The organism is Oceaniglobus roseus (genome assembly GCF_002869745.1).
In the GTDB taxonomy this organism is placed as follows: Bacteria; Pseudomonadota; Alphaproteobacteria; order Rhodobacterales; family Rhodobacteraceae; genus Oceaniglobus; species Oceaniglobus roseus.
Genome location: NZ_PNOS01000010.1, coordinates 80,602 through 100,991, shown reverse-complemented (window position 1 = coordinate 100,991; position 20,390 = coordinate 80,602). Strand labels below are relative to the sequence as shown.

General features: G+C 70.0%; 20 protein-coding genes. 11 read left to right on the top strand and 9 right to left on the bottom strand.

The annotated features are described in order from the left end of the window. Nucleotides 1-172: 172 nt before the first annotated feature. The 6 genes from A7B20_RS07295 to A7B20_RS07270 are packed head-to-tail and all read right to left on the bottom strand — an operon-like array spanning nucleotide 173 to nucleotide 7,103. A complete protein-coding gene (locus A7B20_RS07295) occupies nucleotides 173-1,528 on the bottom strand; it encodes an FAD-dependent oxidoreductase (RefSeq protein ID WP_102107903.1) in 1,356 nt (451 codons plus the stop codon). Then, a complete protein-coding gene (locus tag A7B20_RS07290; protein WP_102107902.1) occupies nucleotides 1,525-2,388 on the bottom strand; it encodes an isocitrate lyase/PEP mutase family protein in 864 nt (287 codons plus the stop codon). The genes A7B20_RS07295 and A7B20_RS07290 overlap by 4 nt, the downstream gene beginning before the upstream one ends. Continuing rightward, a complete protein-coding gene (locus A7B20_RS07285) occupies nucleotides 2,385-3,002 on the bottom strand; it encodes a cysteine hydrolase family protein (protein ID WP_102107901.1) in 618 nt (205 codons plus the stop codon). Before A7B20_RS07285 ends, A7B20_RS07290 begins: the two co-directional genes overlap by 4 nt. Further along, on the bottom strand, nucleotides 2,999-5,044 hold the full coding sequence (locus tag A7B20_RS07280) for a hydantoinase/oxoprolinase family protein (protein ID WP_102107900.1): 2,046 nt from the start codon (nucleotides 5,042-5,044) through the stop codon (nucleotides 2,999-3,001). The genes A7B20_RS07285 and A7B20_RS07280 overlap by 4 nt, the downstream gene beginning before the upstream one ends. Further along, the gene (locus tag A7B20_RS07275) at nucleotides 5,041-6,732 is read right to left on the bottom strand and encodes a hydantoinase B/oxoprolinase family protein (RefSeq protein ID WP_102107899.1); all 1,692 of its coding nucleotides are present in this window, start codon (nucleotides 6,730-6,732) and stop codon (nucleotides 5,041-5,043) included. The genes A7B20_RS07280 and A7B20_RS07275 overlap by 4 nt, the downstream gene beginning before the upstream one ends. Further along, a complete protein-coding gene (locus A7B20_RS07270; RefSeq protein ID WP_342747231.1) occupies nucleotides 6,729-7,103 on the bottom strand; it encodes a nuclear transport factor 2 family protein in 375 nt (124 codons plus the stop codon). Before A7B20_RS07270 ends, A7B20_RS07275 begins: the two co-directional genes overlap by 4 nt. A gap of 137 nt (nucleotides 7,104-7,240) precedes the next feature. On the opposite strand from A7B20_RS07270, the gene A7B20_RS07265 reads away from it, so the two are divergent. The 6 genes from A7B20_RS07265 to A7B20_RS07240 all read left to right on the top strand — a co-directional run bounded on the left by A7B20_RS07265 (nucleotide 7,241) and on the right by A7B20_RS07240 (nucleotide 13,670). Next, the gene (locus A7B20_RS07265) at nucleotides 7,241-8,044 is read left to right on the top strand and encodes a GntR family transcriptional regulator (RefSeq protein ID WP_102107897.1); all 804 of its coding nucleotides are present in this window, start codon (nucleotides 7,241-7,243) and stop codon (nucleotides 8,042-8,044) included. 328 nt (nucleotides 8,045-8,372) lie between these two features. Further along, nucleotides 8,373-9,740 (top strand): 3-isopropylmalate dehydratase large subunit, encoded by a 1,368-nt coding sequence (gene leuC / locus A7B20_RS07260; RefSeq protein ID WP_102107896.1) that lies wholly within the window; start codon nucleotides 8,373-8,375, stop codon nucleotides 9,738-9,740. Next, on the top strand, nucleotides 9,737-10,288 hold the full coding sequence (locus tag A7B20_RS07255) for a 3-isopropylmalate dehydratase small subunit (RefSeq protein WP_102107895.1): 552 nt from the start codon (nucleotides 9,737-9,739) through the stop codon (nucleotides 10,286-10,288). Before leuC ends, A7B20_RS07255 begins: the two co-directional genes overlap by 4 nt. Beyond that, nucleotides 10,285-11,280: a TRAP transporter substrate-binding protein DctP gene (dctP, locus tag A7B20_RS07250; protein ID WP_102107894.1), complete on the top strand. Its 996-nt coding sequence runs from the start codon at nucleotides 10,285-10,287 to the stop codon at nucleotides 11,278-11,280. Before A7B20_RS07255 ends, dctP begins: the two co-directional genes overlap by 4 nt. A 424-nt stretch (nucleotides 11,281-11,704) precedes the next feature. Then, on the top strand, nucleotides 11,705-12,211 hold the full coding sequence (locus A7B20_RS07245) for a TRAP transporter small permease (protein ID WP_102107893.1): 507 nt from the start codon (nucleotides 11,705-11,707) through the stop codon (nucleotides 12,209-12,211). 151 nt (nucleotides 12,212-12,362) lie between these two features. Further along, entirely contained in the window at nucleotides 12,363-13,670 is a 1,308-nt protein-coding gene (locus tag A7B20_RS07240; RefSeq protein WP_102107918.1) for a TRAP transporter large permease, read from the top strand. A gap of 16 nt (nucleotides 13,671-13,686) precedes the next feature. Here A7B20_RS07240 and A7B20_RS07235 read toward each other — a convergent pair whose 3' ends face one another. Next, nucleotides 13,687-14,781, bottom strand: a complete 1,095-nt coding sequence (locus tag A7B20_RS07235; RefSeq protein ID WP_102107892.1) for a transglutaminase-like domain-containing protein — start codon at nucleotides 14,779-14,781, stop codon at nucleotides 13,687-13,689. A 263-nt stretch (nucleotides 14,782-15,044) separates the two neighbouring features. Here A7B20_RS07235 and A7B20_RS07230 point away from each other — a divergent pair, with 263 nt between their 5' ends. The 5 genes from A7B20_RS07230 to A7B20_RS07210 all read left to right on the top strand — a co-directional run bounded on the left by A7B20_RS07230 (nucleotide 15,045) and on the right by A7B20_RS07210 (nucleotide 18,967). Further along, nucleotides 15,045-15,917, top strand: a complete 873-nt coding sequence (locus tag A7B20_RS07230) for an HAD family hydrolase (RefSeq protein WP_102107891.1) — start codon at nucleotides 15,045-15,047, stop codon at nucleotides 15,915-15,917. 100 nt (nucleotides 15,918-16,017) lie between these two features. After that, entirely contained in the window at nucleotides 16,018-16,470 is a 453-nt protein-coding gene (locus A7B20_RS07225) for a MaoC family dehydratase (RefSeq protein WP_102107917.1), read from the top strand. Nucleotides 16,471-16,509: 39 nt separating this feature from the next. Next, nucleotides 16,510-17,448, top strand: coding sequence for a bifunctional riboflavin kinase/FAD synthetase (locus A7B20_RS07220; protein ID WP_102107890.1), 939 nt, complete (start codon nucleotides 16,510-16,512; stop codon nucleotides 17,446-17,448). Beyond that, nucleotides 17,445-17,924: a YcgN family cysteine cluster protein gene (locus A7B20_RS07215; protein ID WP_102107889.1), complete on the top strand. Its 480-nt coding sequence runs from the start codon at nucleotides 17,445-17,447 to the stop codon at nucleotides 17,922-17,924. The genes A7B20_RS07220 and A7B20_RS07215 overlap by 4 nt, the downstream gene beginning before the upstream one ends. Then, nucleotides 17,924-18,967, top strand: coding sequence for a threonine aldolase family protein (locus tag A7B20_RS07210; RefSeq protein WP_102107888.1), 1,044 nt, complete (start codon nucleotides 17,924-17,926; stop codon nucleotides 18,965-18,967). Before A7B20_RS07215 ends, A7B20_RS07210 begins: the two co-directional genes overlap by 1 nt. On the opposite strand, the gene A7B20_RS07205 is transcribed toward A7B20_RS07210, so the two are convergent. Beyond that, nucleotides 18,957-19,754 (bottom strand): alpha/beta fold hydrolase, encoded by a 798-nt coding sequence (locus A7B20_RS07205; RefSeq protein WP_102107887.1) that lies wholly within the window; start codon nucleotides 19,752-19,754, stop codon nucleotides 18,957-18,959. The genes A7B20_RS07210 and A7B20_RS07205 overlap by 11 nt on opposite strands. Further along, entirely contained in the window at nucleotides 19,754-20,347 is a 594-nt protein-coding gene (locus tag A7B20_RS07200; RefSeq protein ID WP_102107886.1) for a 2-hydroxychromene-2-carboxylate isomerase, read from the bottom strand. Before A7B20_RS07200 ends, A7B20_RS07205 begins: the two co-directional genes overlap by 1 nt. Nucleotides 20,348-20,390 lie beyond the last annotated feature (43 nt).

Here is a 20,390-nt window from a genome sequence, read left to right as displayed (position 1 = left end):
GCAACATACGGCGCTGCGCGCCGTTGCCTCCGGCGGGGATATTTGGGAAAGCAAAGATGGGGGGTGCGGTCTTCCCATCTTTGCTTTCGAAATATCCTCGGGGGGAATTGCCGAAGGCAATGGGGGGCAGACAGCCCCCCGCACGGCCCGAAGGCAGCACGGCCGCCGGGGGTCAGCCCCGCCCGGCGATCCTGCCCAGCACCGCCGCCGCAAGCAGCCCGTTGCCCGACAGGTAGCTTGAGTCGCCCGCTCCGGAGACGCCGCAGGCCGCGCCCCCCGCAGCGTGGAGGTTCGGGAAGGCGCTGCCGTCCTGCCCCATGACGCGGGCCCGACCGTCCACCACCAGCCCGCCCTGGGTGTGGAACAGGGCCCCGGTCACCCGCACGCCGCAATAGGGCGGGGCCAGCGGCGGGGTATCGAAGCGGCGTCCGAAGCGGTCCGGCCCCGCGTGGCAGGCCGCGACCTCTTCCGCCAGCGCGTCGGCGGGTAGCGCGAAGGCCGCGGCCACGCCCTCCAGCGTGTCCTCCGTCTTCACCGCGCCCGCCGCCTCGGCCGCGCGGAAGTCGGCGAATTGGCGGGCGATCGCGGCGAGGCGGGCGTCGAACACCGTGACCGCCGCACCGCCGGGCTGGGCCAGCACGGCGCGCGCCGCCTCGGAGTATCCTTGCGATTCGTCCCAGAACCGCTGCCCGTCCCGGTTCACCTGGATGCCGCCGCCGGTGATGACGGCCCAGGTGATGAGGATCCCGTGGGGATGCGCCACGTTCCCGTGGCCCTGGTAGGCGCCGAGGTGGCGGACCTCGGCCCCCATCGCCTCGCCCCAGTCCAGCGCCTCGCCGCGGTTGCCGTCGTGGCCGAACCACAGCGCCCCGGCGATCCCGGGCATGTGTGCCGCCACGCGGGCGCGGTTGCCGCCGAAGCCGTTGCAGGCGAGGATCAGCCGGGCGCAGCCGATCTCCTCGCGCAGGTCGCCGCGCAGCAGCGACACGCCGCGCACCTCCCGTCCCTCGGCAAAGAGCCGGTCCACCGCCGCGCCGCAGAGGATGTCGATCCCTTCCGCCTCGCAGGCGGCCCTGAGCGCATCCACCAGCTCCCGCCCCGAGCGCGTCGGCAGCCCGTGCATCCGCCGCCGCGAATGGCCCGGGTAGTCGAAATCGTCGACGACGGAGAAGGGCAGCCCGTGACGGTCACAGAGCCAGTCGACCGCCTCCGCCGCGCCGCCCGCCAGCAGGTCCACCAGCCGAGGATCGTTCTCGCCCTTTGCCTTCCTCTGGATGTCCGCCGCGAACAGCGCCGCCGTGTCCTCGATCCCTGCCGCCTTCTGCACCCGGGTCCCGGCCGCCGGGATCAGCCCCGCAGACAGCGCGGTGGAGCCCGAGGGCACCGCGTCGCGCTCGACCACCAGCACCTCCTGCCCGGCCTCGTGGGCGGTCAGCGCCGCGATCAGCCCGCAGGCCCCGGCGCCGACGATCAGCGTTTCCACCGTCACCGGGAAGGAGGAAGGAGGGGGCGCGACGGTGGCGCTCACGGCTTGCCCTCGAAGCGCCGCCCCTCCGCCAGCATCTCCTCGGTGCCGATCACCCGGTTCAGCCCGGCGAAATCGAACATCCGCTCGGCGAAGGGTCGGTTCGACCCGTGCGCCTTCAGGCTGCCGTAGTACTCCTGCGCGACGCGCGCCAGCGCCCGCACGATGCCGCCCGGGAAGATCACCAGCGAGAAGCCAAGGGCCTCAAGGTCCGCGGCCCCCTGCACCGGGGTCGCGCCGCCCTCGACCATGTTGGCGAGCAGCGGTATCCGACCGCGGAACTCGGCTGCGACGCGCGCCAGCTCGTCCCCCGTCCGTGGCGCCTCGATGAACAGCACGTCCGCCCCGGCCTCGATGTAGGCGCCCGCCCGGTCCACGGCGGCCGAGAACCCCTCGACCGCGATGGCATCGGTGCGTGCCACGATCAGCGTCTCGTCCGAGGCGCGCGCCTCGGCCATGGCGGCGATCTTACCCGCCATCTCGGCCTTCGGGATCAGCGACTTGTCGGCGAGGTGGCCGCAGCGCTTCGGGTATGTCTGGTCCTCGACCTGCAGCGCGTTCGCCCCCGCGCGTTCGTAGACGCGCATGGTGCGCTGGGCGTTCAGCGCATTGCCGAAGCCGGTGTCGGCGTCGATCACCACCGGCAGGTCCACCCGGTCGCGGATCAGCGCCAGCGTGTCGGCCATCTCGCTCATCGTCGTCAGGCCGATGTCGGGGCGGCCGAGACGGGTATAGGCGACCGCCGCGCCCGAGAGGTACAGCGCCTCGAATCCGGCGGCGGCGGCGAGGCCTGCGGTCAGCCCGTCGTAGACGCCGGGCGCGACGAGGATCTCGGGGCGGGCGAGGCGGGCGCGCAGGCTCACGACGCCGCCCCGATCATCGCCACGGCAGCTTCGCAGGTGACGACCTCGGTGACGGAGCCGAGCGAGACCAGCGTCGCGTCGTGAACCTCCGACCTGAACGCCGCGCAGCCGTCCGACAGCAGCACCGTGCGGATGTCTCTGAGGTGCGCGTCCCGCACCGTCGAGGCGACGCCGCCGTTCGTCACGATCCCGCCGACGATCAGCGTGTCGATCTTCAGTGCCCGAAGGATGTACTCCAGCCGCGTCTGGTAGAACGCGGAATAGGCCACCTTCTCGACCGTGTAATCCGCAGGCGCCAGCGCATCGACCAGTTGATGCCCGAAGGCGCCGGGCGCGAAATCGCCCTTGGTCAGGAACGGCCGAAGCGCCTTCAGGTGCGGCGAGATCAGCGGTTTCCCCCCGGGCCCCGGCACCAGCGTGAACTGCGCCGAGACATAGGTGCCCCCCTTGTCCCGCAGCGCCGCCACCACCGGCGCGACGCGGGCGGGCAGGGCGGCGATGGAGGCCGAGCCCTGCCCGGCGCGGCCATAAGCGCCTTCGGGGTGCAGGAAATCGTTCTGCAGGTCGATGGTCAGGACGGCCGTCTTGGCCGGGTCGAGGGCGCCGTGGCTCATGGCTTTTCCTCCAGGATGACGTTGCCGAAGGCGTCGACGGTGCCTTGCAGCCAGGGTTCGATCAGGATCGTCGTGTCGGGCTGTTCCAGGATCGCCGGGCCCGCGATGACGCTGCCCACCGGCAGGGTCAGGCGGTCGTAGATCGCCGTTTCGTGCCAGGCGTCGGCGAAATGCACCTGTCGCGTCGCCTTCACCACCGGCGCGCCCGTGGTGGTCGGCGCGAGCGTCGCCAGGTCGAACTTCGGCCGCCGCCCGATCACCGAGGAGCGCAGGTTGATGACCCGGCGCACCCCCGTCTCCAGCACCCGGCCATAGGCCGCGCGATAGGCGGTGTCGAAGGCCGCCGCGATCCCCTCGCGCGTCGGCATCTCGACGCGGCCGCCGAGGACGGAGACCGGCAGCGGCACCGCAACCGTATGGGTCTGCCCGGCATAGGCCATGTCCAGCTCGAACACCGCCTCCTCTGCCTCGAACCGCGATTTCGCGGCGGCCAGCATCGCCATCCCGGCTTCGACATGCTCCTGCATCAGCCCCTGCAGCGCGGCGCAATCCACCTCGGCCACGGTCGCGTTCACCGTCTGCACGAAGTCCTGCCGCATGTCGGCGATGACGCAGCCCATGGCCGAGGTCACGCCGGGATAGCGCGGCACCAAAGCCCGCCCGATCCCGGCCTCCCGCAACATCGCCCCGGCATGGAGCGCACCGCCGCCGCCGAACGGCATGAAGGCGAACCGCTTCGGGTCGAACCCCCGCTCGACCGACACCAGCCGGATCGCCCCGGCCATGCGCGAATTGGCGACTCGCAGGATCGCCTCCGCCGCCGCCTCGGTGCCAAGTCCCAGCGGCCGGCCCACATTCGCGTCGATGGCCCGCCGCGCGGCCGCCACGTCCATCCCGCCGAGACCACCGATGGGGCTCTCGGGGTCGATCCGCCCCAGCACCACGTTGGCATCCGTCACCGTGGGCCGGTCGTTCCCCCGCCCATAGGCGACAGGCCCCGGGTCCGACCCGGCACTCTCGGGTCCGATGTTCAGAAGGCCCCCCCTGTCGACCCAGGCGATGGATCCGCCCCCGGCCCCGATGGTCGCGATCTCGATCATCGGCGTGCGGATCACCATGCCGAAGTCGATGGAGGTCTGCGCCGCCAGCATCGACTGCCCCCCGGCAATCAGCGCCACGTCGAAACTCGTCCCGCCCACGTCGCCGGTGATGACATCCGGGAACCCCGCCGTCTCGGCGATGTATCCCGCCGCGATCACCCCCGCCGCCGGACCCGAAAGCGCGGTCCTGACCGGCAGCCGCCGCGCCGTGCCCACGTCCATCACTCCGCCGTTGCTCTGCACGATCATGAACTCGCCGTCGAACCCGCCATGGATCAAGGCCGTCTCCAGCCGCTCCAGGTACCCCGACACCTCGGGTTGCAGGTAGGCGTTCAGCGCCGTGGTCGAGAACCGCTCGAACTCCCGGATCTCCGGCAGGATCTCCGAAGACGCGGCGACATGGGGGTTGCCCCAGACCTCGCGCACCGCCTCCACCGCCAGCCGCTCGTTCTCCGGATTGGCATAGGCATGGGCGAACAGCACCGCCACCGCCGCACAGCCCGCCGCCTGCAACTGCGCCGCCGCATCGCGCACGGCGTCCAGATCCACCGGCACCATCACGGTGCCGTCCGCCAGCGTCCGCTCCGGCACTTCCAGCCGCATCTCCCGGTCCGCCACGGGGGTGAAATCCCCCCGCAGCCCCCAGGTGCGCGGCCGGTCGCGCCGCCGCATCTCCAGCACGTCGCGCAGACCTGCGGTGGTGATGACCCCGATCTTCGCGCCCTTCCGCTCCAGCAGCGCGTTGGTCCCGGCGGTCGTGCCATGCACCACCACGGCGATGTCCGACAGGTCGGGGATGTGCACCCCGAGCCCGGCGAGGAAGCCCCCCGCCTGGTCGGGCCGCGTTGTCGGCACCTTGGCGATCCTGGCCGTCCCGTCCTCGGCCAGCACGAAGATGTCGGTGAACGTCCCGCCGACGTCGACCCCCGCCAGCACGCTCATCGCCCGTCCTCCCAGCCGTAATCCCGCGCCGCCGCCTGCGGAGAGACCAGCCCCTGCGCCACGTCCCGCGCCACCGCCGCCCGGTCGCGCCCGGACGCGGGCCCATAGCCGCCGCCCCCCGGCGTCTCCAGCCGGACCCGCTGCCCTTTCCTGAGCGCGATCCCCCGCATCTTCGAGGCCAGCGGCGGATGGTGCCAGCCGTCCGCCTGCTCGTAGGAGAAGACGTTCAGCGCCGCCGAACCGCCTCCGGCGGCCCCCATCGGCGCATGCCGCCCCCGCTCGCCGAACAGGAACGCTTCGGCCTTCTCCGCCAGAAGCTCGATCTCGTAGACCGCGCCCAGCCCGCCGCGATGCGTCCCGGCGCCGCCCGAGTCGGGGCGCAGCGCCCATTGCCGGAACACCACCGGATAGGCCGCTTCGAGGATCTCCATCGGCGGGATCGTCGCGGTCGAGATCGGCGCGTTCCCATGGTTCAGCCCGTCGCTCTCCGCCGATCCGCCGTGGCCGCCACCGTAGAACGAGAACATCACGAAGGGCGACCCGTCGTCCCGCTTCCCGGCAATCGACAGCGCGTTGATCGTGCCATAGGCATTCGCCACCACCCGTTCGGGCGCCGCATGGGCCGCCGCGGCAAAGATCACGTCGATCATCCGCAGGATCGTCTCGGTATAGCCCCCCACCGGCGCCGGAAACGGCGCGGAAAGCAATGATCCCTCGGGCACCACCACCTCAACCGGCCGCATCACGCCGGAGTTCGCGGGCAGGGCGGGGAAGATGTGCTTGATCGCCACATAGGCCGTCGCCACCGCCGTCGGCAGGGCGATGTTGACCGGACCCGCCACCCGGGGCGACGTGCCCGTGAAGTCCAGCCGCAGCCGGTCGCCCTCGATCTCCAGCGCCACCCGGATCGGCAGCGCCTCGTCGGTGATCCCGTCGTTGTCCAGCCAGTCCTCGGCCTCCCACCGCCCGTCCGGTAGCCCCGAGACCTCCGCCCGCATCAGCGCCTCGGCCCGGTCCTGAAGCGCGGACAGGGCGGCCGACACCACCTCGCCGCCATAGCCGTCCAGCAACTCGTCCATCCGCCGCACGCCAAGGTCCAGCGCCCCGAGCTGCCCGTTCAGATCGCCCATCGCCGACTGCGGCAGACGGGTATTCCGCATAAGGATATCCACGATGTCCTGCTGCAACTCGCCCTCCCGCACCAGCCGCACCGGCGGCAGCACGAAGGCCTCGGCGAAGGCGTCCGTCGCGCCGGGGTTGTAGTTCCCCGGCACCGCGCCGCCCACATCGTGCCAGTGCCCCACCGAGGCCAGCCAGCAGAACAGGTCACCCTCCCGGAAATAAGGCCGGACCAGCCGCATGTCCGACAGGTGCGTGCCGCCGATATGGGCGTCGTTGAACACCCACACGTCGCCGTCCCGCGGACCGCCCTGCGCCGCCGCCTTGTCGATCACCGCCTTCACCGCGAAGGCCATGACTCCGACGAAGATCGGCAGCCCGGACTTTCCCTGCACCAGCGTCTCGCCCGTCTCGGCATGGTACAGCCCGTGCGAGGCATCGTGCGCCTCGGCGATGATCGGGTTGAAGGCGGCGCGGAACAGCGTCGCGTCCATCTCGTCGGCGATCTGCTCCATCCGCCCGGCCAGCACGGCCAGGGTGATCGGGTCGATGTCGCTTGCAGCGGTCATTGGGGCCTGACCTCGGCGATGTCGTTCCAGACGTCCTGCCGTTGCAGCTTGCCCTCCGCCACCTCGAACCGGTCGATGAAGCGGATGCCCTCGAACGCCGTCCCGTCGGGCCATTCGCCCGAGAGCGTGCCGTAGCAGTAGACCACAACCCTGGCATCGTCGAACCCGTCGTAAGTCTTCCTTACGAAGCGATAGCGCGGCTTCGACCAGGCGACGAGTTCCTCCAGCGTCGTCATCGGCGCCGTGCCGGGGAAGCGCATCGTGAACCCCTCGGCCAGGAACCCTTTCGCCGTGGCGAGGTCCCGCGCCTCCATCGCGTCGAGATAGCGGCGGACGAGCGCGGCGCTCGTGTCCTGGGCTGCGTGATCCATGGCGCTCCCTTCACTTGTATTATCTGCAATACAGCTTGGGGGACAGAAAAAATCAACAACCGATGTCAGGGTGAACATAAATTATTGATTTCCGGAAATCGCCGGATATGCTTCGCCAAGCAACAGGAGCGAGGTCCATGGCCGATCACGACCAGCCGCAGATGCCCGAGGGCGGGAAATCCCGCCGGGTCTACCTGCTGCTCCGGGACGAGATCGCGGGCGGCCTGCTGCCCGAGGGCGCGATGCTGCCGGGCGAACAGCGCCTCGCCGAACAGCACGGCGTCTCGCGTGTCACCGTGCGTCGCGCGCTCGACGCGCTGGCCCGCGACGGCCTGATCGAGAAACGCGGCGGCTCCGGGTCCGTGGTGCGCGCGCAGCCCGGCGCGCCGGGGCCCATCGCCGCCGACATGACCACGCTGATCCCGCAGATCGTCGCCATGGGCCACCAGACCACGGCGCGGCTCTTGTCCTTCTCCTACGGCCCCGCGCCCCGGCCCGTGGCCGAGGGGCTGGGCCTTGCCCCCGGCGCCCGCGTCCAGACCGCCGTGCGCGTCCGCTCGGCCGAGGGCGTGGCCTTCTCGCACCTGACGACCCATGTTCCGGAACTTATCGCGAATAACTATTCCGAGGCCGACCTCGCCACCACGCCGCTCTTCGCCCTGCTCGAACGCGGCGGTGTGCGGCTGGGCGGCGCGCACCAGTCCGTGACCGCCGCCCTCGCCGCCCCCGACGTGGCCGAGGCGCTGGGCGTCGCCACCGGCTCGGCGCTGCTGTCGCTGACCCGGGTGGTGCAGGACGCGGACGGGGCGGGGGGCGAATACCTCTCCGCCCTCTACCGCCCCGACATGTTCCGCCTCGAAATGTCCCTGGCCCGCGTCGGCAAGGGCGAGGCGCGGCACTGGGAGCCGGTGATCGCCAAGCCGCTGAGGGCGGCGGAATGAACCGACAGAACCCCCGGCAGGCGCAGCGGTGGAGCATCGCGGAAAGGGCATCGCCCGGCCGCCGGGTGGGCGATATCGCCCGCCCGGGGGGGCGGTCGGGCGATGCCCGGCGTGCCGCCGGGCGGGACATCTCTTATCGTTGGTTCGCCTCTCGCGAAAAGCTGGCGCCCGCTCCGCACATAGGGCAGCCCCCGGTCGCGGGCGGGGGAGAAGCCCCCGCCCGTGGGGGCGGTCGGGGGCTGCCCGGCGTTGCCGCCGGGCATGCGATCTCCGCTGTTCCACGTCGTCCCGCCGCCATGACCTTTTCGTCCGGGGTGGAGGTCGACCCATGACCACCCTCTTCGACAAGGTCTGGGACCGGCACGAGATCCTGCGCCGCGACGACGGCGTGTCGCTGATCTTCGTCGACCGGCACCTCGTCCACGAAGGCTCCCACCATGCCTTCCGCAAGCTGGCCGAGCGGAACCTTCCGGTCAAACGCGCGGACCTCACCTTCGGCGTCACCGACCACTACGCCCCGACCCGCCCCGGCCCCGTCCCCGACAATATCCGCGGCATGCTCTCGGGCCTCCTGGAGAACTGCGCGAAACACGGCATCCGCTGCTTCGGCCCCGACGACCCACGGCAGGGCATCGTCCACGTCATCGGCCCCGAACAGGGCCTGACCCTGCCGGGCCTGACGATCAACTGCGGCGACAGCCACACCTCGACCCACGGCGCCTTCGGGGCCATCGCCTTCGGCATTGGCGCCAGCGAGGTCGCCCATGTCCTCGCCACCCAGACCCTCTGGCAGAAACGCCCGCCGGTCATGCGCCTGACCGTCGACGGAGACCTCGCCCCCGGAGTCACGGCGAAGGACATCGCCCTCGGCTGGATCGCAAGGCTCGGCACGGGCGGAGCGCAGGGCCACGCGGTGGAATACGCGGGATCCGCCGTCCGCGCCATGTCGATGGAAGCCCGTATGACCCTCTGCAACCTCTCGATCGAAGGCGGCGCCCGCTCAGGCATGGTCGCCCCCGACGAGACCACCTTCGCCTATCTCCAAGGCCGCCCCTTCGCCCCCGCAGGCGCGGCATGGGAACAAGCCTGTGACGACTGGCGCGCCCTCGCCTCGGACGACGACGCCCGTTTCAGCCGCGACATCCGCATCGACGCGGCCGAGATCGCCCCGCTCGTCACCTGGGGCACCTCGCCCGAGGACGCCCTGCCGATCACCGGCACCGTGCCCGAGAGGACCGACCGCACCGCCGAGGCGCTGGCGTACATGGGCCTGACCCCCGGCAGGCCGCTGGCAGGAACGCCGGTCGATCAGGTCTTCATCGGCTCCTGCACCAACGGCAGGATCGAGGACCTGCGCGCCGCCGCCGCGGTGCTCTCGGGCCGCACCGCGAAGGTGCCCGGCCTCGTCTCTCCCGGCTCCGCCGCGGTCAAGAAGCGGGCCGAGGAGGAGGGTCTGGCGCAGATCTTCACCGACGCGGGCCTGACTTGGGCCGCCTCCGGCTGCTCCATGTGCGTCGGGATGAACGGCGACACGGTGGAGGCGGGCAAGCGCTGCGCCTCGACCACCAACCGGAACTTCCGCGGCCGACAGGGGCAGGGCGCCCGTACCCACCTGATGAGCCCCGCCATGGCCGCCGCCGCCGCCGTCGCCGGGGCCCTGACGGACGTGCGCCCGATGCTGGAGGGCAGGACATGACCGGCTGGACCCGCGTCGAAGGCCCCGCCCTGCGCTTCCCGTACGACAACGTGGATACCGACCAGCTGATTCCCGCCCGCTTCATGTCCACCCCGCGGTCGGAAGGGTATGGCAAATACTTTCTGCACGATCATCCCGACCGCGACACGCTGAACGGCGCGACCATCCTGATCGCGGGCCGGAACTTCGGCTGCGGCTCCTCGCGCGAGGCGGCGGTCTATGCGCTGGCCGATTTCGGCATCCGCGCCGTCCTCGCCCCCTCCTTCGGCGACATCTTCGCGGCCAACGCGGTGAACAACGGCCTGCTGCCCGCCGCGATGGATCCCGAAGACATCGCGTCCCTCGAAGGCACGCTGACCGTTGACCTCGAAACCTGCACCGTGGGCGGTCGCCCCTTCCGCCTCGACCCCGCCGCCCGCGACAAGCTGGTCAACGGCTGGGACGACATCGACCTGACCCTCAGCCGCCTGCAACAGATCGAAACCTTCACCAGGCAATACCACGGGACAATACCGTGGAGCATACCAACCCAGGGAGACACCAGATGAACAAGACCTTGATCGCCGCCCTCGCGGCCACGACCCTCGCCGCGCCGGCGTGGTCCATGGACACGCTGACGGCGGTCCACGCCTTTCCGGCGACGCTGATCTACACGAAAAGCTTCCTCGAATTCGTCGACAAGGTGAACGAGGCCGGCAAGGGCGTGGTCGAGATCCAGGTGCGCGGCGGCCCCGAGGCGATCGGCATGTTCCAGCAGGCCGACGCCGTGCGCGACGGCATCGTCGACATGGTCTATACCCCCGGCTCGTTCTATGGCGGCGCGCTGCCCGAGAAGGACGCGCTGGTGACCTCCAACCTCACCGCCATCGAGACGCGGGAGAACGGCGGCCTCGACCTGATCGACCGGATCCACCAGGAGAAGATGGGGGTGAAATACCTCGGCTGGTTCGACTCGGGCGTGACCTACAACCTCTGGACCCGGAACGAGCCCAAGCTCGACGCCGAGGGCAACCTCGACGTCGCGGGCCTGAAGCTGCGCGGCAACGCCGTCTACAACGCCTTCTTCACCGACTACCTCGGCGCCCAGGTGATCGACCTGCCGACGACCGACGTCTATTCCGGGCTCGAGACCGGCGTGGTGGACGCGACGGGCTGGACCCAGATCGGCCTGATCGACCTGAAGTGGAACGAGTTCCTGAACTACCGGATCGAGCCCAACTTCTTCTCCACCGATCTCGGCGTGATCGTGAACCTCGACAAGTGGAACTCGCTCTCGGACGAGTCCCGCAAGATCCTGACCGAGCAGGCGATCCAGCACGAGAAGGACAGCGTGATGGCGATGCGCGCCAAGCGCGACGAGGACTTCAAGGCGCTGGAAGAGGGTGGCATGAAGGTCATCGCGCTCGAGGGCGACGCGGCGAAGAACTACATCGACGCGGCCCGTTCGACCACGCTGAACCGGATGAAGGAGCTGATGGCCGAAAGCCCCCAGGGCGACGGCAACTACGACGAGCTGGTCAAGCTGTTCTACAAGGAGTGACCTGCGCACGCGCCAGAGCGCCCCGCGGGATCTGTGCCGGGGGCCAGTCCTTCGGAGGCATCATGCGGTGCGCCGTGACGACCGCGCGCCTCTCGCGTTCCGCCACCAAGCCCGCCAACTCCGACGCCCCCACTTCGCACAAAGGGCAGCCCCCGTCCGCGGGCGGGGGAGAAGCCCCCGCCCAGGGGGGCGGTCGGGGGCTGCCCGGCGTAGACGCCGGGCGAGACATCTTCGCTGTGCGCACTTCCATCTTTGCCGGTTCGCGCAGGTCGACCGACGGCAATCTCAGGACGTCGGCCCGCCCCCAGCCTTCCATGAACCGGCCGCGTCGGAGCGCGCCTGACTCCAAAATCATGATCCGGGCTGGCCAAACCGCGCCACTAGCCCGCCTGCATCCCACATACCCCCAACCGAACCCCATCCCATGTCCCACCTGATCCGCGCCTACACCGCCCTGCTCTACGCCATGGCCGCCATCGCCGGGGCGACGCTCGTCTGGCTGATGGTCGCCGTGATCGTCTCCGTCGTCATGCGCAATACCGGGCTCCAGCCCTTCGCCTGGCTCTTCACCTCGACCGAGTACGGCATCCTCTACCTCACCATGCTCGGCGCCCCCTGGCTGGTGCGCGAGAAAGGGCATGTCCACATCGAGCTCGTCACCGCCGCCCTGCCGCCCGCGATCCAGCACGCCATCAGCCGCCTTGTCGCCGCGCTCTGCGTGATCGTCTGCCTGGTTCTCGCCTGGAAGGGGGCCGAGCTCTGCTGGACCAACATCCAGAGGAACGACTACGACGTGCGCGCCTACTACTTCCCCCGCTGGATCCTGACCGCCTCCTTCCCGGTCTCGTTCACCTTCATGGCCATCGAGTTCGCCCGCTTCGTCTTCGGCGACGAGCTGATGCACGCCGGCGAAGCGGGGATCCACGAATGAGCCGCACCACCGCCCGAAAGCCCTCATGCGCGGGCCCCGCCACGATCCTGCGGTGCATTCCTGCCCCCAGTGCCCATCCGCGCTCGCCCCTTCGCACCACCGCCCCGAGGCAGGACGCCCCCACGAACCCCACGAAAGGCCTCAGCCCATGATGGAATGGTACGACGCGCTGGCGATCCTGCTCGGCTCCATCGTTTTCCTGATGGCCCTCGGGATGCCCGTGGCGCTGGCCTTCCTCGCCGCGAACCTGATCGGTGCCTACATGTTCATGGGCGGCACCCGCGGCTTCTCGCAGCTCCTGAACAACGGACTCGGCTCGCTCACCACCTTCGCGCTGGTGCCGATCCCGCTGTTCCTGCTGATGGGCGAGATCTTCTTCCACACCGGCCTTGGCGGGCGGATGTTCAACGCCATCGACCGCCTGCTCGGCAAGCTGCCGGGCCGCCTTTCCTATGTCACCGTCCTCGGCGGCACCGGCTTCTCGACGCTATCGGGCTCCTCCATGGGCTCCACCGCCCTTCTCGGAAGCCTCATGGTCCCCGAGATGATCGCCCGCGGCTACAAGAAGCACATGAGCATCGGCCCGATCCTCGGGACCGGGGGCCTTGCCATCATCATCCCGCCCTCGGCGCTGGCCGTGCTGCTGGCGACGCTGGCGCAGATCGACGTCGGCGCGCTGCTGATCGCGGGGATCATCCCCGGCCTGATCCTCGCCGCCTTCTACGCCGCGATGATCTGGATCCAGTGCAGGGTCGATCCCGATGCCGCCCCCGCCTACGAGGTCGACGAGATCACCCTCGGCGCCAAGCTGAAGCTCGTGCTGCGCGACGTGGTGCCGATGATCGGCGTCATGGTGGTGATCGTCATCGCCATGGTCGCGGGCCTCGTCACCCCGTCCGAGGCAGCGGCCTTCGGCGCGCTCGGCACCATCCTCCTTGGCCTCGCCTTCCGCTGCCTGACCTGGGAGGCGATGCGGAAATCGGTGGTCGGCGCGCTGAAGGTCACGCTGATGTCCTACCTGATCGTCTTCGGCTCGGCGACCTTCTCGCAGCTTCTGGCCTTCTCCGGCGCGTCGTCGGGCCTGATCCGCTGGGCCACATCCTTCGATGTGGCGCCCACGGTCATGCTGCTGATCATGTTCGGCGTCCTGCTGATCCTCGGCATGTTCATGGAGCAGATCTCGATCATGCTGCTGACCATCCCGATCTTCTTCCCGCTGGCGCAGTCTCTCGGGTTCGACCTGGTGTGGTTCGGCCTCATCATGCTGCTGGCGCTGGAAATCAGCTTCACCACGCCGCCTTTCGGCCTGCTGCTCTTCGTGATGAAGGGGGTGGCGCCCGAGGGGACGACGATGCGCGACATCTACCTCTCGGCCATGCCCTACATCGCCTGCGCCCTCGGGGTCGTGGCGCTGCTGATCCTGTTTCCGCCCCTCGCCACATGGCTGCCGGGGCGCTGACGCCCCGGCGAACGGATCAGGCGTCCAGTTCCCGCGCCGTGATCGTGTAGCGGAAGCTGCCGGGATCCAGCTCGTCCAGCCGCACGCCGCCGACCTCCGCCGCCGGGTACATCAGGAAGGGCAGGGGACCGCCCTCGGCCCCCGGCAGGACCACGTCATGGGCGAAGTTGTACCCGATCCAGTTGCCTTCCCAGGCGCCGAACAGCGCCGCGCGCACATCCTGCACCTCGGGATCGGCCAGGGTAAGCGTCTTCGGCGGCTCCTCCAGCACGACCTTGCGCACGTCCGCCGGATCGGCGGGCACCCAGCCGAACCGCTCCAGGTACACGTCCGCCCGGCAGTGCTGCGCCTTCGTCACGTCCGACGACCCGGCGCCGAGGCTCTTGTACCCGAAGGCCGAGGGCGCGACGCGCAGGCCGTAGACGTCCCGCGCGGGCAGCCCCGCCGCCCGGGCCAGCCCGACGAACAGCGCGTTCAGGTCGGCGCACTTGCCCGTCAGATCCCCCATCGCCAGCATCGAGCCGACATCGCCCAACCCGCAGCCCCGTGTCTCGGGGTTGCGCTGGGTTTCCTCGACGATCCAGGCATAGATGCGCCGCGCCGCCTCCAGGTCGTCGGCAGCGCCCTCGGTGATCGACAGCGCCCGCTCGCGCACGATCCCGTCGGTCGGGATCAGGTCCGTCGCCGCGGTGTAGAGCGCCCGCTCCTCGGCGCCCAGCGGCGTCGGCGTACCCGGCTGCGACAGGTCCACCGCCCGGTCCTGCGTCTCGACGGTCGAGCGCACTTCCAGCACGGCCTCGCCCTTGCCCGCGGGCCAGGTCGCATGGACGCAGCGCGCGCCGCCGGTGACCGTGGCGATCCGCGCCTCGGCCGCATCCCCGGTCCAGTCCGTCTCCCCGGCACGCTGCCAGTCGCCCTCGGTCACCGAGGGCACCGGCACCCAGGCCTGCACCGCCTTGCCGGCGCGCGGTATCTCCAGCCGCGTAACGACCTCGAACCGCCGCCAGCCCGAGGGCGCGGGCGCATAGGCCGCCGCCGCCCACCGCGGCAACGCCGCCCCGACCAGGGCCGCCCCGCCGAACGCCATCACCTGCCGCCTGTTCCGGTCCATCGCATCTCTCCGTGTCCGCCGCCCGGCCCATCCGGACGCGCCCCGCTTAGAATCGGCAGGGCCGAAGGACAAGGGCCGCCGCGGTCGCCCCGCCGCGCCCCTCCCGCGCCACACCCTTTCTCTTTCTTGCTCCAAATACTCGAATCCCCGGCCCGCCCCGCGGCGCTCCGGCCGCCCTGTCCACGCCGACGGGTCTCGCCAATCGTATGCACGGATGTCATACGCCGATCATACGCAATTCATACGCCCAGGACCGCCCGCCCATGACCCGGATCATCGACCGCCTCGCCGACATCTCCGCCGACTACGACGCGGTCTTCTGCGACCTCTGGGGGTGCCTGCACAACGGGATCGAAGCCTGCCCCGAGGCCATATCCGCCCTCCGTGCCTTCCGCGAGAAGGGCGGCACCGTGATCCTTCTCACCAACGCCCCCCGCCAGCGGGCCAGCGTCCAGAAGCAGATCGAGCGGATGAACACCCCCCGCGACTGCTGGGACAGCATCGCCACCTCCGGCGACAGCGCCCGCCTCGCCATGTTCACCGGCGCAGTGGGCCAGAAGGTCTACTTCATCGGCCAACCCCATGACGAGGTCTTCTTCGAGCCGATCCAGCTGCTCGACGATCCCCTGCCGGTCCGCCGCGTGCCCCTGAAGGAGGCCGAGGGCATCGTCTGCTGCGGCCCCGTCGATCCCTTCGCCGATCCCTCGGTGAACCGGCCCGACTTCCTCTATGCGAAGGAGAGGGGGCTGAAGCTGCTCTGCGCGAATCCCGATATCGTGGTCGACCGGGGCGAGACCCGCGAATGGTGCGCCGGCGCGCTGGCGCGGCTTTACGAGGACATGGGCGGCACCAGCCTCTATTTCGGCAAGCCGCATCCGCCCGTCTACGACCTCGCCCGCCGCCGTATCGCCGAGCTGGGGAAGGACATTCCCGACAGCCGCATCCTTTGCATCGGCGATGGCATTCACACCGACATCCGCGGCGCTCAGGGCGAAGACCTTGATTCGCTTTTCATCTCCGGCGGACTGGCCGCCAGCCAGACGAAGACGACGGACCAGCCCGACCCGGCGGCGCTGGAGGAGTACCTGCGCGAAGAGATGCAGGCGCCGACCTTCACGATAGGGAAGCTGCGCTGACCCGATAATAGCTCCAGACAGGTTGATTTCTGCATCCGCAAAGCAATATTGTTGCGATGACTGCGGCTTGCAGGAACTTTTGCTGCGCGGAGGCATCGGGATGCTCGACACCATGCACAACTTTCCCCGGGGAACCATCTGTATCGAGGACCTGGAAATCGGCATGTCGCGGCACCTGACGAAGGTGGTGACCGACCGCGATATCGAGCTGTTCGCCGAGGTCTCGACCGACAGGAACCCCGTCCACCTCGACGACGCCTATGCCCGCGACACGATCTTCGAGGGGCGCATCGCCCACGGGATGCTGACCGCCGGCCTGATCTCGGCCGTGATCGGCGAACAGCTTCCCGGCCACGGCACCGTCTACCTCGGGCAAAGCCTGAAGTTCCTCGCCCCCGTCCGCCCCGGCGACACGGTGCGCGCCGAGGTCACGGTGCTGGCCATCGACTTCGCCAAGCGCCGGGTGCAGCTGGAAACGCAGTGCACCATCGACGGCAAGCCGGTGCTGAAGGGCGAGGCGACGGTGCTGGCCCCCTCGCGCAAGTTCGACTGACGCTTGCACCTCCCGGGGGCGGCGACTATCGCTGTCCCCATGCGGATCATCCGGGATTATCAGTTCGTCGCCGACGAGGACCGCGGGGCCAGCGTCGCGATCGGCAATTTCGATGGCGTCCACAAGGGCCACCGCGCCGTCATCGACCTTGCCGCCGCGCAGGCGCGGCGGCTGGGCTGCCCCCTCGGCATCCTGACGTTCGAGCCGCATCCGCGTGAGTTCTTCGCGCCGGACTCCGCCCCGTTCCGCCTGATGAACGCCGAGGCGAAGGCGAACCGCCTTGCCAAGCTCGGGATCGAGCGGCTGTACGAGATCGCCTTCAACGCCACGCTCGCCGCGCTGACCCCCGAGGCCTTCGCGGGGAAGGTCATCGCCGACGGTCTTGGCCTGTCCCACGTCGTCGTCGGGTCGGACTTCTGCTTCGGCAAGGGGCGCACGGGCAAGGCCGAGGACCTCGTGCGCTTCGGCGAAGAGATGGGCTTCGGCACCACCATCGCCCCGCTCCTTCAGGCCGACAGCGGCGCCGTCTCGTCGACCCGCATCCGCGAGGCGCTGAGCGAGGGCCGCCCGCGGGACGCCGCCGCCATGCTGGGCCACCTGCACCGGATCGAGGGCGCGGTGATCCATGGCGACCAGCGGGGCAGGGACCTTGGCTATCCCACGGCGAACATGAGCATCGCGGGGCTGCACCCGCCGAAATTCGGGATCTACGCGGTGAAGGCCGACGTGCTGTCGGGCCCCTATGCAGGCACCTACGACGCGGTGTCCTCCATCGGCGTGCGGCCCATGTTCGGGGTCAATGCGCCGAACATCGAAACCTTCCTCTTCGACTTCAAGGGCGACCTCTACGGCACCCACCTGTCCATCGCGCTGGTCGAATACCTGCGCGGAGAAGAGAAGTTCGACAGCCTCGACGCCCTGATCGCCCAGATGGACCGCGACAGCGCCGAGGCCCGCGCGATCCTGGCGGCGACATGAGGCGTCCCCGGGACCCCATCGACCGCGAGGGCCTGCGCGAGCGGTTCTGGGAGCGGGTGCCGCTGAAGAACATGGCGCCGAAGGAGTGGGAGGCGCTCTGCGACGGCTGCGGCAAGTGCTGCCTGAACAAGCTCGAGGACGAGGACACGGGCGAGGTCGCCCTGACCCGCGTCGCCTGCCGCCTGCTGGATGGCGAAAGCTGCCGCTGTTCGCAGTACCCGATCCGGAAGCAGTTCGTGCCGGAATGCATCGTGCTGACGCCCTCCAACATCTCGAAGAACGCCTACTGGATGCCCGCCACCTGCGCCTACCGCCTGCTCTACGAGGGCAAGAAGCTCTACGACTGGCACCCGCTGATCTCGGGCACGGCGCAGTCGGTGCACGATGCGGGCGTCTCGGTGCAGGGCTGGACGGTGCCCGAGTTCGAGGTGCCGGAAGAGGAATGGGAAGACCACATCATCGAGGAGCCGACCTGATGTTTTTTGCCTCCGACAACGCGGGCCCCGCGCATCCTTCGGTGATGCAGGCCATGGTGGACGCGAACAGCGGATACATGGGGTCCTACGGGGCCGACCCGATCATGGAGCGGGTGCGCGCGAAAATCCGCGAGGTGTTCGAGGCGCCCGAGGCGGCGGTTTACCTCGTCGCCACAGGCACTGCCGCAAACGCGCTGCTGCTGGCCACTTATGCGCAGCCGTGGCACGCAGTGTTCTGCGCCGACGTGGCGCATGTCGAACAGGACGAATGCGGTGCGCCGGAGTTCTTCACCAACGGCGCGAAACTGTCGCTGATCCCGACGGCGGACGGGCGGATCGCGCCGGACGCGCTGAGGGCCGCCATCGCCCGGCATCCCGCGGGTGTCGTCCACGGGGTGCAGCCCGGTCCGCTCAGCATCACCCAGATCACCGAGAGCGGGACGCTCTACGGACTTGACGAGATCGCCGCGCTGACCGCCATCGCGAAGGAGCATGGCCTGCCGGTGCATCTGGACGGCGCGCGCTTCGCCAATGCGCTGGTAGCGCTCGATTGCTCGGCGGCGGACATGACCTGGCGGGCGGGGGTGGACTGCGTCAGCTTCGGCGGCACCAAGAACGGCCTGCCCGGCGTCGAGGCGGCGGTGATCTTCGATCCCGAAAAGGCATGGGAGTTCGAGTTGCGCCGCAAGCGCGCGGCGCACCTGTTCTCGAAGCATCGCTATCTCTCGGCGCAGATGGAAGCCTATCTGGCCGACGGTCTGTGGCTGAAGATGGCCGCGCAGGCCAACGCCAACTGCGCGAAGCTGGCCGAGGGGCTCAGGGAGACCGGGGTCGAGATGCTGCACCAGCCGCGGGGCAACATGCTCTTCGCCCGCCTGCCGATGGCGCTGCACGAGAAGCTGAAGGGGGCGGGGGCGGTCTATTACGCGAAGGGCGGCACGCCCGCCAACGCGACGCCGGACAGCGTGGTGGCGCGGCTGGTCTGCGACTGGTCCCTGCCCGAGGCCGAACTCGACCGCTTCATCGGCCTGCTCAAGGGCTGAGGTGACGGCGGATCGCCTCGGCCACCGGGCCGGGGCGGACCACCGGCACCATGTGGCCCGCGCCCTCGATCACCTCTTCCCGCGCGTCAGGAAGCCGGGCGATCAGCGCCCGGTGCACCGCGCCGACCATCGGCTGCGTCCTCGCCCCGCGGATCAGCAGCACCGGCACCGACAGGGCTTCCAGCCGCCCCGGCGCCAGCATCTCGCCGCTGTCCTCCTCGATCCCCGGAGCCCCGGCCATGACCAGCGGCACCTGCGCCGCCAGCCGTGCCTGCCGCGACGGGTCGAGGCTGTCGAAGGACGGCCCTTCCGACCAGAGGTCACTGAACACCCGCGCCGCGGTCATGTGGTCGCCCGCGCCTGCCGCCGCGAGGAAGGGCGCGAAGTCGCGGTCGTGCTGCGTCGCTTCCGGCGCCCCGGCCGCGCGGGCGGCGGCGAAGAACACCGGCTCGACCAGCGAGAGCGAGCGGCAGAGCTCGGGACGCTCCAGCGCCAGCCGGAGCGCCACCGTCGCGCCGAAGGAATGGCCGATCAGGTCCGTCGGCCCGTCGCAGAAGGTCGCCGCGATTTCGGCGCAGGCCCCCTGGAAGTCGCGGTCGGCGGGCCAGGGGGCGCTGTGTCCGTGCCCCGGCAGGTCGAACGCCGTCACATGCAGCGGCAGCGCCCCGGCCACCGGCGCCCACATCCCCGAATGTCCCTGCGCGCAGTGCAGGGCCAGCGCGCGCCGCGCGCCCCTCTGCCAGTCCTGCCAGAACGTGTCGTAGCCCGCGCGCCTCTCCCTCGGCATCAGCGTCCGAGGTGCCAGTCCAGGTGCGCCAGCCGGTCGTGGCCCCAGAACTTCTGCCCGTCGTCCACCACGTAGAACGGCGCGCCGAAGACGCCCGCGTTCACCGCCGCCTCGAGGTTCGCCGCATAGGCCTCGGCCCCCGCCAGGAGACCCTTGTCCGCGATGTCGGGATCGAACCCGGCCTCCGACAGGCAGGCGCGGATCACCTCGTCCTCGGCGATGTTCTTCTCTTCCGCCCAGCAGGCGCGGGTCAGGCCGTGCACCAGCCCGCCCAGGTCGCCGCCGCCCGCCGCCTGCGCCGCGATGATCGCGTAGGACGAGGGCGCCATGTTGGTGGGGAAGAAGGCGGGTTTGGGGTTCAGCGGCATGTCCGCGATGGCGGCCGAGCGGACGAGGTCCTGCAGCCGGTACTCCTGCCGCGCCGGGTGGCGGTCCTTCGGCGCGGTGCCGCCGGTGCGGGCGAAGACCTGCGCCACGTCCACCGGGCGATAGGTGATCGTCGCGCCGTGCTTCCGCGCGATCTCCTCCAGCCGCGTGCCCGCGAGATAGGTATAGGGCGAAATCGTCGCCAGATAGTAATCTATGTGGGCCATCGCGCCGCCTCCTGCCGGGTCAAAGGTTTGCGCCACGCTACCC

Bases quoted from the DNA above. Each gene is read 5' to 3' on its own strand.
- A7B20_RS07285 (WP_102107901.1), bottom strand. From the start codon at position 3,002: ATGAGCCACGGCGCCCTCGACCCGGCCAAGACGGCCGTCCTGACCATC.
- A7B20_RS07280 (WP_102107900.1), bottom strand. From the start codon at position 5,044: ATGAGCGTGCTGGCGGGGGTCGACGTCGGCGGGACGTTCACCGACATC.
- A7B20_RS07275 (WP_102107899.1), bottom strand. From the start codon at position 6,732: ATGACCGCTGCAAGCGACATCGACCCGATCACCCTGGCCGTGCTGGCC.
- A7B20_RS07270 (WP_342747231.1), bottom strand. From the start codon at position 7,103: ATGGATCACGCAGCCCAGGACACGAGCGCCGCGCTCGTCCGCCGCTAT.
- A7B20_RS07265 (WP_102107897.1), top strand. From the start codon at position 7,241: ATGGCCGATCACGACCAGCCGCAGATGCCCGAGGGCGGGAAATCCCGC.
- leuC (WP_102107896.1), top strand. From the start codon at position 8,373: ATGACCACCCTCTTCGACAAGGTCTGGGACCGGCACGAGATCCTGCGC.
- A7B20_RS07255 (WP_102107895.1), top strand. From the start codon at position 9,737: ATGACCGGCTGGACCCGCGTCGAAGGCCCCGCCCTGCGCTTCCCGTAC.
- dctP (WP_102107894.1), top strand. From the start codon at position 10,285: ATGAACAAGACCTTGATCGCCGCCCTCGCGGCCACGACCCTCGCCGCG.
- A7B20_RS07245 (WP_102107893.1), top strand. From the start codon at position 11,705: ATGTCCCACCTGATCCGCGCCTACACCGCCCTGCTCTACGCCATGGCC.
- A7B20_RS07240 (WP_102107918.1), top strand. From the start codon at position 12,363: ATGGAATGGTACGACGCGCTGGCGATCCTGCTCGGCTCCATCGTTTTC.
- A7B20_RS07235 (WP_102107892.1), bottom strand. From the start codon at position 14,781: ATGGACCGGAACAGGCGGCAGGTGATGGCGTTCGGCGGGGCGGCCCTG.
- A7B20_RS07230 (WP_102107891.1), top strand. From the start codon at position 15,045: ATGACCCGGATCATCGACCGCCTCGCCGACATCTCCGCCGACTACGAC.
- A7B20_RS07225 (WP_102107917.1), top strand. From the start codon at position 16,018: ATGCTCGACACCATGCACAACTTTCCCCGGGGAACCATCTGTATCGAG.
- A7B20_RS07220 (WP_102107890.1), top strand. From the start codon at position 16,510: ATGCGGATCATCCGGGATTATCAGTTCGTCGCCGACGAGGACCGCGGG.
- A7B20_RS07215 (WP_102107889.1), top strand. From the start codon at position 17,445: ATGAGGCGTCCCCGGGACCCCATCGACCGCGAGGGCCTGCGCGAGCGG.
- A7B20_RS07210 (WP_102107888.1), top strand. From the start codon at position 17,924: ATGTTTTTTGCCTCCGACAACGCGGGCCCCGCGCATCCTTCGGTGATG.
- A7B20_RS07205 (WP_102107887.1), bottom strand. From the start codon at position 19,754: ATGCCGAGGGAGAGGCGCGCGGGCTACGACACGTTCTGGCAGGACTGG.
- A7B20_RS07200 (WP_102107886.1), bottom strand. From the start codon at position 20,347: ATGGCCCACATAGATTACTATCTGGCGACGATTTCGCCCTATACCTAT.